13 protein-coding genes are annotated in these 14,700 nt (G+C 59.2%); 10 read left to right on the top strand and 3 right to left on the bottom strand.

From position 1 onward, the window contains the following. Window positions 1-359: 359 nt before the first annotated feature. Together CKW26_RS02840 and CKW26_RS02835 are read right to left on the bottom strand one after the other, a co-directional pair. Window positions 360-1,853: a CoA-acylating methylmalonate-semialdehyde dehydrogenase gene (locus tag CKW26_RS02840; RefSeq protein WP_095047405.1), complete on the bottom strand. Its 1,494-nt coding sequence runs from the start codon at window positions 1,851-1,853 to the stop codon at window positions 360-362. Between the two features lie 76 nt (window positions 1,854-1,929). After that, on the bottom strand, window positions 1,930-3,279 hold the full coding sequence (locus CKW26_RS02835; RefSeq protein ID WP_095047404.1) for an aspartate aminotransferase family protein: 1,350 nt from the start codon (window positions 3,277-3,279) through the stop codon (window positions 1,930-1,932). Between the two features lie 138 nt (window positions 3,280-3,417). Here CKW26_RS02835 and CKW26_RS02830 point away from each other — a divergent pair, with 138 nt between their 5' ends. The 7 genes from CKW26_RS02830 (at window position 3,418) to CKW26_RS02800 (ending at window position 11,410) form a co-directional block, all read left to right on the top strand. Then, entirely contained in the window at window positions 3,418-4,338 is a 921-nt protein-coding gene (locus CKW26_RS02830) for a LysR family transcriptional regulator (RefSeq protein WP_053116962.1), read from the top strand. 143 nt (window positions 4,339-4,481) lie between these two features. Continuing rightward, window positions 4,482-5,870 carry a uracil-xanthine permease family protein gene (locus CKW26_RS02825; RefSeq protein WP_095047403.1) on the top strand — a complete coding sequence of 463 codons (1,389 nt, stop codon included), beginning with the start codon at window positions 4,482-4,484 and terminating at the stop codon, window positions 5,868-5,870. An 88-nt stretch (window positions 5,871-5,958) separates the two neighbouring features. After that, window positions 5,959-6,609: a TetR/AcrR family transcriptional regulator gene (locus CKW26_RS02820; RefSeq protein ID WP_038360732.1), complete on the top strand. Its 651-nt coding sequence runs from the start codon at window positions 5,959-5,961 to the stop codon at window positions 6,607-6,609. 7 nt (window positions 6,610-6,616) lie between these two features. Further along, on the top strand, window positions 6,617-7,198 hold the full coding sequence (locus CKW26_RS02815) for a YigZ family protein (RefSeq protein ID WP_095047402.1): 582 nt from the start codon (window positions 6,617-6,619) through the stop codon (window positions 7,196-7,198). 618 nt (window positions 7,199-7,816) lie between these two features. Further along, a complete protein-coding gene (locus CKW26_RS02810; protein WP_095047401.1) occupies window positions 7,817-9,364 on the top strand; it encodes an ABC transporter ATP-binding protein in 1,548 nt (515 codons plus the stop codon). A 13-nt stretch (window positions 9,365-9,377) separates the two neighbouring features. Then, entirely contained in the window at window positions 9,378-10,484 is a 1,107-nt protein-coding gene (locus CKW26_RS02805; RefSeq protein WP_095047400.1) for an ABC transporter permease, read from the top strand. Then, complete coding sequence (locus CKW26_RS02800; RefSeq protein ID WP_064118442.1) at window positions 10,484-11,410, top strand: ABC transporter permease; 927 nt, start codon at window positions 10,484-10,486, stop codon at window positions 11,408-11,410. The genes CKW26_RS02805 and CKW26_RS02800 overlap by 1 nt, the downstream gene beginning before the upstream one ends. Before the next feature lie 58 nt (window positions 11,411-11,468). On the opposite strand, the gene CKW26_RS02795 is transcribed toward CKW26_RS02800, so the two are convergent. Continuing rightward, window positions 11,469-11,903, bottom strand: coding sequence for a hypothetical protein (locus tag CKW26_RS02795; RefSeq protein WP_095047417.1), 435 nt, complete (start codon window positions 11,901-11,903; stop codon window positions 11,469-11,471). Between the two features lie 84 nt (window positions 11,904-11,987). On the opposite strand from CKW26_RS02795, the gene CKW26_RS02790 reads away from it, so the two are divergent. From CKW26_RS02790 to CKW26_RS02780, 3 genes are all read left to right on the top strand, one after another. Beyond that, window positions 11,988-12,338: a MerR family transcriptional regulator gene (locus CKW26_RS02790; RefSeq protein WP_093430322.1), complete on the top strand. Its 351-nt coding sequence runs from the start codon at window positions 11,988-11,990 to the stop codon at window positions 12,336-12,338. Window positions 12,339-12,360: 22 nt separating this feature from the next. Further along, a complete protein-coding gene (locus CKW26_RS02785; RefSeq protein WP_086935984.1) occupies window positions 12,361-13,047 on the top strand; it encodes an SDR family oxidoreductase in 687 nt (228 codons plus the stop codon). Between the two features lie 250 nt (window positions 13,048-13,297). Then, window positions 13,298-14,656, top strand: coding sequence for an 8-oxoguanine deaminase (locus tag CKW26_RS02780; protein ID WP_095047399.1), 1,359 nt, complete (start codon window positions 13,298-13,300; stop codon window positions 14,654-14,656). The last annotated feature ends 44 nt before the right edge of the window (window positions 14,657-14,700 follow it).

Below are 14,700 nucleotides of genomic sequence, written 5' to 3'. Positions count from 1 at the left end.
TGTCAAGTGATTATTTTCAGAAGTTTTCGAAGAATTCTTCAACAACTTCAACCACTTGCGCTTCCGATCTCTCGTCAGCGGGAGGCGAATTCTACAGCGTTACACGCTGCTGTCAACACCTCTTTTTTCAACTTCCTTCTGGCTTCGATGAACTGAAGCAACCTGCCGCCGAAACCTACATAACCCATTGAATCTCAAGGAGTTTTCCGTTTCGACTGCGCCGGAAGTGGGGCGAATTATAGACATCCTGAATCTGCCGTCAACACTTATTTTCATAATTCTGTCACATCGGTCAAAAACCCCCGAAAACACGAAGGCCGCCCCCCAAGGGGTCGGCCTTCGTTGCATCGCCCCTCTACTTACAAGCTAGGGAACGCGAACTGCGAAGCCTCATGGCTGGCACGCTGCGGCCAGCGCTGGGTGATCGCCTTGCGACGGGTATAGAAGCGCACACCATCCGGACCATAAGCGTGCAGGTCACCGAACAGCGAACGCTTCCAGCCGCCGAAGCTGTGGTAAGCCACCGGCACCGGCAGCGGCACGTTGACGCCAACCATGCCGACTTCGATCTCGTCGCAGAACAGACGCGCCGCCTCACCGTCACGGGTGAAGATGCAGGTGCCATTGCCGTATTCGTGATCGTTGATCAGTTGCATGGCCTCTTCCAGGCTGTTCACGCGAACGATGCACAGCACCGGGCCGAAGATCTCTTCTTTATAGATGCGCATTTGCGGGGTGACGTTGTCGAACAGACAGCCACCGAGGAAGAAGCCTTCTTCATGACCGGCCACGCTGAAACCACGACCGTCGACCACCAGGGTCGCGCCCGCCGCCACGCCGTCGTCGACGTAACCGCTGACTTTGTCGCGCGCTTGCCCGGTCACCAGTGGGCCCATGTCCAGACCGCACGAAGTACCGGCACCGATTTTCAGTGCCTTGATCTGTGGAACCAGTTTGGCCACCAGTGCATCCGCTACCTGGTCACCCACACACACGGCCACCGAAATCGCCATGCAGCGCTCACCGCACGAACCATAAGCCGCGCCCATCAGTGCGCTGACCGCGTTGTCCAGATCGGCATCCGGCATCAGCACGGCATGGTTCTTCGCGCCGCCCAGTGCCTGGACGCGCTTGCCGCGCTTGGTACCTTCGGCATAGATGTACTCGGCAATCGGCGTCGAACCAACGAAGCTCAGCGCTTTGACTTCCGGCGCTTCGATCAACGCGTCCACCGCCGTCTTGTCACCGTGCACCACGCTCATCACGCCTTTCGGCAGACCGGCTTCCAGCAACAACTGAGCGATCAGCAGTGTCGAGCTTGGATCACGCTCGGACGGTTTGAGGATGAAGCAGTTGCCGCAGACGATCGCCAGTGGATACATCCACAGCGGCACCATGGCCGGGAAGTTAAACGGGGTGATACCGGCAACAATGCCCAGCGGCTGGAAGTCCGACCATGCGTCGATGTTCGGGCCGACGTTGCGGCTGTACTCGCCCTTGAGGATTTCCGGGGCAGCGCAAGCGAACTCGACGTTCTCGATACCACGCTTCAGTTCACCGGCGGCGTCTTCCAGGGTCTTGCCGTGTTCTTCGCTGATCAATTGCGAGATGCGTGCTTCGTTCTGCTCCAGCAGTTGCTTGAAGCGGAACATCACTTGGGCGCGTTTGGCCGGTGGCGTGTTGCGCCAGGCCGGGAACGCTGCCTTGGCGGCATCGATGGCTTTCTGGATGGTGGCCTGGCTGGCCAGTGGCAGCTTATGGATAGCCTGACCAGTGGACGGATTGAACACATCAACCGCGCGACCGTTCTCGGTCACCAGTTCGCCATTGATCAAATGCGGGATAACGCTCATCGAAAACTCCTGAATTCTTGTCCACGGGCACACGTTAAGGAGTGCCCGTTTTTGTAGGTATATATAGAAGGAAAAATCAGTCGAGCTTGTTCAGCACTTCGCCGACCGCGTCGAACAGACGATCGAGGTCTTGTGGCTTGCTGTTGAAAGTCGGGCCGAACTGCAAGGTGTCGCCGCCGAAGCGTACGTAGAACCCGGCTTTCCACAGGGCCATGCCGGCTTCGAACGGACGCACGATGGCGTCACCGTCACGCGGGGCAATCTGGATCGCACCGGCCAGACCGAAGTTACGGATGTCGATAACGTTCTTCGAACCTTTCAGCCCGTGCAGCGCGTTTTCAAAATGCGGTGCGACTTCTGCAACGCTCTGTACCAGGTTTTCCTTTTGCAGCAGGTCGAGAGCCGCCAGGCCAGCGGCACAAGCCACCGGGTGTGCCGAGTAGGTGTAGCCGTGTGGAAATTCCACGGCGTATTCCGGGGTCGGCTGGTTCATGAAGGTCTGGTAGATCTCGGAGCTGGCAATCACCGCGCCCATCGGGATCGCGCCGTTGGTGACTTGCTTGGCGATGCACATCAGATCCGGGGTCACGCCAAAGGTGTCGGCGCCGAACATATTGCCGGTGCGGCCGAAACCGGTGATCACTTCGTCGAACACCAACAGGATGCTGTGCTGATCGCAGATTTCGCGCAGACGTTTCAGGTAACCCTGTGGCGGAACCAGTACACCAGCGGAACCGGCCATAGGCTCTACGAATACCGCGGCGATATTCGAAGCATCGTGCAGCTCAATCAGTTTCAGCAGTTCATCGGCCAAGGCGATACCGCCCTGCTCCGGCATGCCACGGGAGAAGGCATTGCTCGCCAGCAGCGTGTGCGGCAGGTGATCGACATCCATCATCGCCTGACCGAACAGCTTACGGTTGCCGTTGACGCCGCCAAGGCTGGTGCCGGCGATGTTCACACCGTGGTAGCCGCGGGCACGGCCGATCATTTTGGTTTTTGTGGCCTGACCTTTCAGGCGCCAGTAGGCACGGACCATTTTCACCGCAGTGTCAGCGCACTCGGAACCGGAGTCGGTGAAGAACACGTGGTTGAGGTTGCCCGGGGTCAGCTCGGTGATCTTCTCGGCCAATTGGAACGACAGCGGGTGGCCGTACTGGAAGCCCGGCGAGTAATCGAGGGTGCCCAACTGTTTGGAAACCGCTTCCTGAATTTCCTTGCGGGTGTGGCCGGCGCCGCAAGTCCACAGCCCGGACAAAGAGTCGTATACCCGGCGGCCTTTGTCGTCGATCAGCCAACTGCCTTCAGCACCAACGATCAGTCGCGGGTCGCGCTGGAAGTTGCGGTTGGCGGTGTACGGCATCCAGTGCGCGTCCAGCTTCAGTTGGCTGGCCAGTGGCGACGGCGCGTTTTCAGGCATGTTCATCGGGCAAAACCTCGCAGGGCATAAGCGTCAGGGAGATAAAAAGCGTTGTTGCAGCTAAATTGCCACGGGGATAAAGTCGGTGAAATTCAACTCTTCTAACCTTCAGTTAGAACTTTGCTAAACAATGAGAACAATAAGATGAGCAGCCGTCGCCCCGATCCGCTGGCCCAGGTGAGTGACTTTGATATCCGCTTGCTGCGGATTTTTCGCAGTGTGGTGGAGTGCGGCGGCTTCTCGGCAGCGGAAACCGTGCTCGGCATCGGTCGCTCGGCGATCAGCCAACAGATGAGCGATCTGGAGCAGCGCCTCGGTTTGCGTCTGTGCCAGCGTGGTCGAGCCGGGTTTTCGCTGACCGAGGAAGGTCGCGAGGTGTATCAGTCGGCACTGCAACTGTTAAGTGCGCTGGAAAGCTTTCGCACCGAAGTCAACGGCCTGCACCAGCATCTGCGGGGTGAGTTGATCATTGGCCTGACCGACAACCTCGTCACCCTGCCCCACATGCGCATCACCCACGCCCTCGCTCAGTTAAAGGAACGCGGGCCGGATGTGCAGATCCAGATCCGCATGATTGCGCCCAATGAAGTCGAGCAAGGCGTGCTCGATGGGCGTCTGCATGTCGGCGTGGTACCGCAGGCCAGTGCGTTGTCGGGTCTGGAATATCAGCCGTTGTACAGCGAGCGTTCGCTGCTTTATTGCGCTGTTGGTCACCCGCTGTTTTATGTCGATGACAAGCAACTCGATGACGAGCGCCTGAATAGTCAGGACGCGATTGCGCCGACTTTTCGTTTGCCGGCGGATATTCAGGCGCATTACCAGGCGCTCAATTGCACGGCCAGTGCTTCTGACCGGGAAGGCATGGCGTTTTTGATTTTGACCGGGCGTTACATTGGGTATCTGCCGGATCATTACGCCAGTCTTTGGGTGCAGCAGGGGCGTTTGCGTGCTTTGAAAGCAGGAACGCGGTTTTACGATTTGAGTCTGGCATCGGTCACGCGCAAGGGGCGGCGCCCTCATTTGGTGCTGGAGAGCTTTTTGGAGAGTTTGGCGGCGACGCGTTGATCGGGATTGCGATGTTGGTGAAGTACAGCAAGATCAAGGGATCGCAGCCTTCGGCAGCTCCTACAGAGAGAATAAGCTGAGCAAGTGGACAGGTTTTTGCAGGGAGGGAATTACTTCGTTCCTCTGATAAGAAGCCTTAAGCCATGCAGCCAGATTCCGCACCGTCCAGCGACCTGATCTACGGCCTCAACGACCGCCCCAAACCCGCTGCTGCAATTCTTGCCGCGCTGCAGCACGTGCTCGCCAGTTTCGTTGGCATCATCACCCCACCATTAGTGATCGGCTCGGCCCTCGGGCTGACTGCGCATTTGCCTTATCTGATCAGCATGGCCTTGATGGTCTCGGGCGTCGGCACGTTTATTCAGGCGCGGCGACCATTCGGGATCGGCGCGGGAATGATCTGTCTGCAAGGCACCAGTTTCGCCTTTCTCGGTGCGGTGCTCTCCGCTGGTTTTCTGGTCAAGCAGCGCGGCGGCAGCCCGGAAGACATTCTGGCGATGATTTTCGGTGTGTGCTTTTTCGGCGCAATCGTGCAGATCGTTCTCAGCCGTTTCATCGGTCAACTGCGTCGCGTGGTTACGCCGCTGGTGACCGGGATCGTCATCACCCTCATTGGCATCAGCCTGATCAAGGTCGGCATCACCGATCTGGGCGGTGGCTTCAACGCGCCGGACTTCGGTGCGCCGGGCAATCTGGCGCTGGGCGTGTTTGTGTTGCTGACGATCATTCTGCTTAACCGCTCGAATACGCCATGGGTGCGGCTGTCGGCGATCATCATCGGACTGTTGCTCGGTAGCCTGGCCGCTTGGTTCAGTGGAAAACTGCTGCCGCAACCGTTGCCTGATTTGCCGCTGGTGAGTTTTCCTACGCCGTTCAGGTTTGGATTCAGCTTTGACTGGACAGCGTTCCTGCCGGTCGCGCTGATTTATCTGATCAGCACCATCGAAACCGTCGGCGACCTCACTGCCAACTGCATGCTCGCCCGTCAGCCGATCAGCGGCCCTTCTTATATAAGCCGCCTGCGCGGTGGCGTACTCGGCGATGGCGTCAGCTGCATGATCGCCGCGACCTTCAGCGCTTTTCCCAATACTACGTTCGCGCAGAACAACGGCGTGATTCAGTTGACCGGCGTCGCCAGCCGCTACGTCGGGCTGTACATCGGCGCGATTCTGTTTTGCCTCGGCTTGTTCCCGATGATCGGCGCGGTGCTGCAACAGATTCCGAAACCGGTGCTCGGCGGCGCGACCCTGGTGATGTTCGGCGCGGTGGCGGCTGCCGGTGTGCGCATCCTCGCGCAGTCGCCGCTGGATCGACGCAGCATGTTGATCATCGCCACATCGTTCGGCGTCGGCCTGGGCATCGCCGCACAACCGACCCTGCTACACCTGCTGCCGAAACTGGTGCAGAACCTGTTTGATTCGGCGATCACCAGCGGCGGCCTGACCGCAATCATCCTGTGCCTGCTGCTGCCGGAGTCGAAAACCGAGGCCGCTGAAGCGCACGCGCCGCTGAACAAGATCGAACAGGCGTAACGGTTTTATCGCGCAAAGACTTGTCGGATGCCTGTGGGTGCGCTATCAACGCAACTGGTTGCACCCACAGACAAACCCGGAAGTGCCTATGACCTTTGAAGTCCCAGCCCATGGCGGCAAACCCGCCAGCCGCATTCGTCAGAAAAACGAAGAGACCATTCTCAAAGCCGCCGAAGACGAGTTCGCCCGTCACGGGTACAAAGGCACCAGCATGAACACCATCGCGCAGAATGCCGGGTTGCCCAAGGCGAACCTGCATTACTACTTCACCAACAAGCTTGGCTTGTACGTGGCGGTGCTGAGCAACATCATCGAGTTGTGGGACAGCACCTTCAACACCCTCACCGCCGAAGACGATCCGGCCGAAGCGCTGACTCGCTACATCCGCGCCAAGATGGAATTCTCCCGCCGCCAGCCACAGGCCTCGCGGATCTTTGCGATGGAAGTGATCAGCGGCGGCGAATGCCTCAGCGAATATTTCAATCAGGATTATCGCGCCTGGTTCACTGGCCGCGCGGCGGTATTTCAAGCGTGGATTGATGCGGGCAAAATGGACCCGGTCGATCCGGTGCATTTGATCTTCCTGTTGTGGGGTAGCACCCAGCATTACGCTGACTTCGCCACGCAAATCTGCCGCGTCAGCGGTCGCAGCAAGCTGACCAAGCAGGACATGGAAGACGCCGGCAACAACCTGATCCGCATTATTCTCAAAGGCTGCGGCCTCACTCCTCCTCTATAAGACGTTTATGCCTTTCACCCTCAGCGGTTTTTGCGAGTACCGCGAAGAGATTCGCAAAAGCCGCTTTATCACCTTCGCCACGCCGATCGGCAGCCCTGCCGAGGCGCAGGCGTTCTTCGAGCAACACAGCGACTTGAATGCCTCGCACAATTGCTGGGCGTGGAAGCTCGGCGATCAATATCGCAGCAATGACGACGGCGAGCCTGGCGGCACGGCGGGTCGGCCGATTCTGGCGGCAATTGAGGCGCAGGATTGCGATCAGGTCGCGGTGCTGGTGATTCGTTGGTACGGCGGTATTCAATTGGGCACCGGCGGTTTGGCCCGGGCCTATGGCGGGGGCGCGAACAAGTGTTTGCAGACGGCGGCCAAGGTTGAATTGATCAGCCGGGTGCCGTTGAGTTGCGCTTGCGGGTTTGCCGAGTTGGCGTTGGTGAAGTTGCGGGTGGCCGATCTGGGTGGATTGGTTATGGAGGAAAACTTCACCGCTAACGGCGTCGAATTGCAGCTGGCGGTGGGCGAAGCGCAAATCGATATCTTGCAAACTCAACTAGCCGATTTGAGTCGTGGGCGGATTTTGCTTCAACGATAAAAGATCAAAAGATCGTCCGATCGCGGCCCGAGCGTTCCGCAGCTCCTACAGGGGAACGCATTTCAAATGTAGGAGCTGCCGAAAGCTGCGATCTTTTGGGGCGATCCCGAATTTCCTTATTCCACAGAGTTGCCCACATCGGCTGTGCACCCGACTGTGGATAACCTGAGTACATTCCGCTGTAACCCTTCTGTCACGTGGCTTTGCGCGGTTTGTTCACTTTTCGTTCAATTCTCCCAACGAAACGAAATTTTCAAACAGAAACAGTCAGTTAGCGCGGTTTATCACCATTAGAAGAAAGCACCGCAGTGCTTATGCCCGGGTTTGCAGCTTGCGCACAATAACTGTGGAACAAGCTGTGGATAACCCGTTCATGGCTGGCGCAGTCGCTGGATCCATCTAGCCCCCAAGGGATTGCTCGTTTTTTGATCATATCGCGACGGGCAAAACTGGCGCCCGAACAACGGCTTTGCTCTGAATTGGTGCCATCGTCGTACGTGATTCGGCCTTCAATGCTCTATACCAAGTGCTGCCACACGCGGCCCGCTCGCGTTCCTGACTCAATGGCCAGGAAATTGCTTTATCCACAGGCACAACTCCAAGCAAGTCGAGCCTGTCATGCCAATTGCTTCCAACACCCCGCGCCTGCAACTGCGCCACATCAGCAAACGCTACCCCGGTTGTCTGGCCAACGATGCCATCGACCTGAGCATCACGCCCGGTGAAATTCACGCCCTGCTCGGTGAAAACGGTGCGGGCAAAAGTACGTTGATGAAGATTATCTACGGCGTCACCCAAGCCGATGCCGGCGAGATGCTTTGGCAAGGTCAGCCGGTGAATATCCGCAACCCGGCCCAGGCGCGGCAGTTGGGTATCGGCATGGTGTTCCAGCATTTCTCACTATTCGAAACCCTCAGCGTGGCGCAAAACATTGCTTTGGCGATGGGCGCAGCAGCCAGCACGCCGAAACAACTGGAACCGAAGATTCGTGAAGTGTCGCGCCGTTATGGCATGGCGCTGGAGCCGGAGCGACTTGTCCACAGCCTGTCAATCGGCGAGCGGCAACGGGTGGAGATCATTCGTTGCCTGATGCAGGACATTCGCCTGCTGATTCTCGATGAGCCAACCTCAGTGCTGACGCCGCAAGAGGCCGGCGAATTGTTCATCACCCTGCGCCGCCTCGCCGCCGAAGGCTGTAGCATTCTGTTTATCAGCCACAAACTCGCTGAAGTGCGCGCGTTGTGCCACAGCGCGACTGTTCTGCGCGGTGGGCGCGTGGCCGGGCATTGTCTGCCAGCGGAGTGCTCGGATCAGCAATTGGCGCAGATGATGGTCGGCGAAGCGGCGGCGTTGATTGGCGACTATCCGAAGGTCAGCGGCGGCGCGACGTTTTTGCAGGTGAAGGGCTTGAGTTGGCACAACCCGGATCCGTTCGGCTGCTCGCTGACTGACATTGATGTGCAAGTGCGCAGCGGTGAAATCGTCGGCATCGCCGGGGTCGCGGGCAACGGTCAGGATGAATTGCTCGCCCTGCTCAGTGGCGAACACACCTTGCCTCGGGTAGAAGCGGCAACCATTCGATTCGCTGAGCAGAACGTCGCCGATTTGCGCCCGGATGCCCGTCGCAAACTAGGTCTGGCTTTCGTCCCCGCCGAACGCCTCGGGCACGGCGCGGTGCCGGAATTGAGTCTGGCGGACAACGCCCTGCTGACGGCTTTCCAGCAAGGCTTGGTCAGCAACGGGCTAATCCAGCGCGGTAAAGTCGAAGCCCTCGCCCAACAGATCATTCAACGCTTCGGCGTAAAAACTCCGGACACGCAAACCGCCGCGCGCAGCTTGTCCGGCGGCAACCTGCAGAAATTCATCCTCGGTCGGGAAATTCTTCAGCAACCGAAACTGCTGATCGCTGCGCACCCAACCTGGGGCGTCGACGTCGGCTCGGCCGCGACCATTCACCGTGCGCTGATCGCGCTGCGCGATGCCGGCGCGGCGATTCTGGTGATCTCCGAAGACCTCGACGAATTGTTCCAGATCAGCGACCGCCTCGGCGCGCTGTGCGGTGGACGTTTGTCGGCACTGCAAGACACCAGCAAGACACAACTCAGCGAAGTTGGCGGCTGGATGGCCGGCCAGTTCGACCACGCCCCTTCAGCCGCCACGGTTTAACGGAGTTTTCCACATGCTGCTTTCCCTCGAACCCCGTGGCCAGCAATCGCGCCTGATGCTGTGGTGCTCGCCGTTATTGGCGGCGGCGCTGACGCTCGGTTGCGGCTCGCTGCTGTTTATCGCCCTCGGCCACGACCCGCTGCAAACCTTGCACACGCTACTGATCGCGCCGGTCAGCGATTTGTATGGCGTCTCCGAATTATTGGTCAAGGCGCTGCCGATTCTGCTCTGCGCACTGGGCCTGGCGGTGGCGTATCAGGCGCGGATCTGGAACATCGGCGCCGAAGGTCAATTGCTCCTCGGCGCTCTCGCCGGCAGCGCTTTGGCGGTGAACATCATCGATATGCAAAGCAGTTGGGCGCTGGTGTTGATTCTGCTCACCGGCACCCTCGCCGGCGCGGCGTGGGCCGGGCTGACGGCGTGGTTGCGCACGCGCTTCAACGCCAACGAAATTCTCACCAGCATCATGCTCAATTACATCGCGCTGAATCTGCTGCTGTTCTGCGTGCACGGGCCGCTGAAGGATCCCGCCGGGTTCAACTTTCCCGAGTCGGCGATGTTCGGTGACGCCAGCCGTTTGCCGCTGTTGATGGAGGATGGCCGCGTGCACGCCGGGGTGTATTTCGCCCTGCTCGCACTGGTCGCGGTGTGGGTGTTGTTGCAGAAAAGTTTTGTCGGGTTCCAGATCAAAGTGCTTGGGCTGGACAAGCGCGCGGCGGGGTTCGTCGGCTTTCGCGAGAAGCGTTTGATCTGGCTGGCGCTTTTGATCAGCGGCGGCTTGGCCGGGCTCGCAGGTGTCTGCGAAGTCACCGGGCCGATTGGCCAATTGGTGCCGCAGGTGTCGCCAGGTTACGGCTATGCGGCAATCACCGTGGCGTTTCTCGGACGCCTCAATCCGATCGGAATTCTGTTTTCCAGCCTGTTGATGGCGCTGTTGTACATCGGTGGCGAGAGCGCGCAAATGAGCCTGAATATGCCGCAGGCGATCACCCAGTTGTTTCAGGGAATGATGCTGTTTTTCCTGCTCGCCTGTGACGTGTTGATTCTCTATCGGCCACGCCTGAACCTGCGCTGGGTGAAGCGCACGTCGACCACCGCCGTAACCGCCGGAGCGCTGTGATGGATATCGATCTGTTGAGCAATATTTTCTACGCCATGGTGCGTTGCGGCACGCCGTTGTTGCTGGTGGCGCTGGGGGAATTGATCTGCGAGAAGAGCGGCGTGCTCAACCTCGGGCAGGAAGGGATGATGCTGTTTGGCGCGGTGATCGGTTTTATCGTCGCACTCAACAGCGGCAACCTGTGGCTTGGCGTGTTGCTGGCGATGCTGGCCGGGATGTTGTTGTCGTCGCTGTTTGCGCTAGTGGCGTTGGTGTTCAACGCCAATCAGGTAGCAACCGGATTGGCGCTGACAATTTTTGGTGTCGGGCTGTCGACCTTTGTCGGCGCAGCTTGGGTCGGTAAACCACTGGCCGGTTTTGAGCCGTTGGCGATTCCTTATCTGAGTGAGATTCCGCTGATCGGGCGGATGCTGTTTGCTCAGGATTTGCTGGTGTATCTGTCGTTCGCGCTGTTTGCGCTGGTGGCGTGGGTGATCATCAAAAGTCGTGTCGGGTTGATCATTCAAGCGGTCGGCGAGAATCCGGATGCGGCCAGTGCGATGGGCTTGCCGGTGTTGACGGTACGTACGCTGGCGGTGCTGTTTGGCGGGGCGATGGCCGGGTTGGCCGGGGCTTATTTGTCGCTGGCGTATACGCCGATGTGGGCGGAAAACATGACCGCCGGGCGTGGCTGGATCGCCCTGGCGCTGGTGGTGTTTGCCAGTTGGCGGGTGTGGCGGTTGTTGCTCGGGGCTTATTTGTTCGGCCTCGCCAGCATCCTGCACTTGGTGGCGCAGGGGTTGGGGCTGGCGATTCCGTCGAGTCTGCTGGCGATGCTGCCGTATGTGGCGACGATTGTGGTGTTGGTGTTGTTGTCGCGCGATGCGCTGCGCACAAGATTGTATGCGCCGGTTTCGCTTGGGCAGCCTTGGCAGGCGGGGCATTAATGTAGTGATGTCAATGGCCCCATCGCTGGCAAGCCAGCTCCCACAGGTTTAGTGCTGATCACAAATTTTGCGCACTACTCGGACACTGTGGGAGCTGGCTTGCCAGCGATGAGGCCCTCACAGGCAACACTTGAGCAATGCCCCACGCCAGTTCGAAGACCAGGAAAATAATCAGGATCGAACTGGCGCCATGGGCCAAGGCATATGCTTGCCAAGCGGCAAACAAAAACCGTCCCACCGCGTCATACCGTCCATAAAGCGCCTGCGGATCACGAATCCGCAGCACCGCCCACACGCACACCACCGAGCCCAGCAGATTCGCCATCAACAGGTGCACAGGCGCAAACGCCGGCAGTTCACCGGGCAAATTCAGCGCGGTCAAAAACCCATGCAAAGCGGCAAAACTCCACGGCGTGGCAAATGCCACCGTGACGATCAGGTCATACCAGGCACTGCCAAGCACCACATTGCGATACTGCGTTGAAGTCCACATCATCCATGCTCCGCAAAATTCAGGGAGCAAGCACGGTAAAGCCTGGAGTATGCTCCAGGGTCAATAGCCTTTTTGAGAGCCCGCATGCGCATCGGTGAACTAGCCCAAGCCTGCGCCGTCAGCCGTGACACGCTGCGCTTCTACGAGCAGCGCGGGCTGATTGCCGCGCAACGCCGTGCCAACGGTTACCGCGACTATCCGCCAGACATGGTGCAACTGGTGCTCTATATCAAAACCGCGCAACGCCTGGGATTTACCCTCGGCGAGATCAGTGACAGCGTTGCCGCGCTGTGGAACGCCCCCAACCCGGACAACGCCGTGGCGCAGTTGCTGCGCGACAAACTGCAACTGATCGAAACCCGAATGCGCGAGCTCGACACGCTGCGGCAAGAGTTGCAACTTCGCCTCGGTCAGGCCTGTCCATTGAATCCATGATCCTCATTCATCAAGGAAGCCCATCATGTCTGCAAAAAACGCACTGATCATCGGCGCCTCCCGGGGCCTTGGCCTCGGTCTGGTGAAAACCCTGCTGGCCGACGGCTGGCAAGTCACCGCCACCGTGCGCAATCCGCAAAACGCCGAGGCGCTGCAAGCGCTGGGCAAGGTGCGGATCGAGAAGCTCGACATGGATGACCAGCAAGCGGTGATCGCCCTGAGTCAGCAGCTCAAGGGCGAAACATTTGACCTGCTGTTCGTCAACGCCGGGGTCAAAGGCCCGGCAGATCAGACCCCGGGCGGCGCGACACTGGCCGAAGTCGGTCAGCTATTTTTCACCAACGCGGTGGCACCGATCAATCTGGCACAGCGGTTTGTCGGGCAAATCCGCGATGGCAGCGGCGTGCTGGCGTTCATGAGTTCCGGACTGGGCAGCGTCACCGTACCCGACGCACCGGAGCTGGCGTTGTACAAGGCCAGCAAGGCTGCGCTGAACTCGATGACCAACAGTTTTGTCACGCAATTGGGCGAGCAGAAAATGACCGTGTTGTCGCTGCATCCGGGTTGGGTGAAGACCGATATGGGCGGCGAAGGGGCTGACCTTGATGTGGAAACCAGCACCCGTGGATTGATTGATCAGGTGAATGCGTACACCGGCAAGGGCGGACATCACTTCATCAATTACAAGGGCGAAACGATTCCCTGGTAATTGATGATCCCCTGTAGGAGCTGCCGAAGGCTGCGATCTTTTGATTTTTTTTAAGATCAAAAGATCGCAGCCTTCGGCAGCTCCTACAGGGGTTGTGTATTTTGGTGATGTTGTCCTGTCGGGTTGGGCTTGCCCGGCGTGGCAATTTGTTTGAAACTGCGCACCTCGTCCCTCGCGGCGACCCTGGATCAGCAGACAGGGCATCACTGAGCTGGCAACCCTGAACCCCATTTTCAGAGGAGCCGGCAGCATGCCCGCGACCCGTACCTGGTTAAAAAATCCCCTCGCCATTTTCACCTCCAACGAGCTTGATGCCCGTGGCGGTCTTGTCGTGCAAGACGGTGTCATTGTCGAAGTCCTCGCCGCTGGCCAACAGCCGTCGGCGCCGTGCAATGCAGTGTTCGATGCCCGTGAACATGTGATCCTGCCGGGCCTGATCAACACCCACCATCACTTCTATCAAACCCTGACTCGCGCATGGGCGCCGGTGGTCAATCAGCCGTTGTTCCCGTGGCTGAAAACCCTGTACCCGGTCTGGGCGCGCCTGACGCCAGAAAAACTCGCGCTCGCCACCAAAGTCGCTTTGGCCGAACTGCTGCTGTCGGGCTGCACCACTGCGGCCGACCACCACTACCTGTTCCCGGACGGTCTGGAAAACGCCATCGATGTGCAAGTCGAAAGCGTACGTGAACTGGGCATGCGCGCCATGCTCACTCGCGGTTCGATGAGCCTCGGCGAGAAGGACGGCGGTCTGCCGCCGCAGCAGACCGTGCAGGAGGGTCAGGTGATTCTCGACGACAGTCAGCGCCTGATTCACGAGTACCACGAACGTGGCGATGGCGCGCAAATCCAGATCGCGCTGGCGCCGTGCTCGCCGTTCTCGGTGACCCCGGAAATCATGTCGGCCAGCGCCGAACTGGCGAACAATCTGGACGTGCGTCTACACACGCACTTGGCCGAAACCCTCGATGAAGAAGATTTCTGCCTGCAGCGTTTCGGCCTGCGCACCGTCGACTATCTCGACAGCGTCGGCTGGCTCGGCTCGCGCACCTGGCTGGCCCACGGCATCCACTTCAACCCGGACGAAATCGCGCGTCTCGGCCAGGCCGGCACCGGTATTTGCCATTGCCCGAGTTCGAACATGCGTCTGGCCTCCGGCATTTGCCCAAGTATCGATCTGACTGACGCGGGTGCGCTGTTTGGTCTGGGCGTCGACGGTTCAGCGTCCAACGATGCGTCGAACATGATTCTCGAAGCGCGTCAGGCGTTGTACATCCAGCGTCTGCGTTACGGCGCCGAGAAGATCACCCCGGAACGCGTGCTGGGCTGGGCGACCAAAGGTTCGGCGAGTCTGTTGGGGCGCACCGACATTGGTGAGCTGGCGGTGGGCAAGCAGGCGGATCTGGCGTTGTTCAAGCTCGATGAGCTGCGCTTCTCCGGTAGCCATGACCCGATTTCGGCGTTGCTGTTGTGCGGTGCCGATCGTGCGGATCGGGTGATGATTGGTGGCAAGTGGCGTGTGGTCGATGGGCAGGTTGAAGGGCTTGATCTGAAAGGCCTGATTGCCGATCACAGCCAGGCGGCTCGGCAGCTGATCGCAGGTACCTGATCCCCCTCCCCATCTGATCGTTCCCACGCTCTGCGTGGGAATGC

The sequence above is a fragment of the Pseudomonas sp. Irchel s3h9 genome (assembly GCF_900187475.1).
Taxonomy (GTDB): domain Bacteria; phylum Pseudomonadota; class Gammaproteobacteria; order Pseudomonadales; family Pseudomonadaceae; genus Aquipseudomonas; species Aquipseudomonas neuropathica.
Note: the sequence above shows the minus strand (reverse complement) of the source record. Positions and strands in the feature narration are given on the sequence as shown.

Excerpts from the sequence above, each read along its gene's own strand:
- CKW26_RS02840 (WP_095047405.1), bottom strand. The coding sequence starts at position 1,853 with ATGAGCGTTATCCCGCATTTGATCAATGGCGAACTGGTGACCGAGAAC.
- CKW26_RS02835 (WP_095047404.1), bottom strand. The coding sequence starts at position 3,279 with ATGAACATGCCTGAAAACGCGCCGTCGCCACTGGCCAGCCAACTGAAG.
- CKW26_RS02830 (WP_053116962.1), top strand. The coding sequence starts at position 3,418 with ATGAGCAGCCGTCGCCCCGATCCGCTGGCCCAGGTGAGTGACTTTGAT.
- CKW26_RS02825 (WP_095047403.1), top strand. The coding sequence starts at position 4,482 with ATGCAGCCAGATTCCGCACCGTCCAGCGACCTGATCTACGGCCTCAAC.
- CKW26_RS02820 (WP_038360732.1), top strand. The coding sequence starts at position 5,959 with ATGACCTTTGAAGTCCCAGCCCATGGCGGCAAACCCGCCAGCCGCATT.
- CKW26_RS02815 (WP_095047402.1), top strand. The coding sequence starts at position 6,617 with ATGCCTTTCACCCTCAGCGGTTTTTGCGAGTACCGCGAAGAGATTCGC.
- CKW26_RS02810 (WP_095047401.1), top strand. The coding sequence starts at position 7,817 with ATGCCAATTGCTTCCAACACCCCGCGCCTGCAACTGCGCCACATCAGC.
- CKW26_RS02805 (WP_095047400.1), top strand. The coding sequence starts at position 9,378 with ATGCTGCTTTCCCTCGAACCCCGTGGCCAGCAATCGCGCCTGATGCTG.
- CKW26_RS02800 (WP_064118442.1), top strand. The coding sequence starts at position 10,484 with ATGGATATCGATCTGTTGAGCAATATTTTCTACGCCATGGTGCGTTGC.
- CKW26_RS02795 (WP_095047417.1), bottom strand. The coding sequence starts at position 11,903 with ATGTGGACTTCAACGCAGTATCGCAATGTGGTGCTTGGCAGTGCCTGG.
- CKW26_RS02790 (WP_093430322.1), top strand. The coding sequence starts at position 11,988 with ATGCGCATCGGTGAACTAGCCCAAGCCTGCGCCGTCAGCCGTGACACG.
- CKW26_RS02780 (WP_095047399.1), top strand. The coding sequence starts at position 13,298 with ATGCCCGCGACCCGTACCTGGTTAAAAAATCCCCTCGCCATTTTCACC.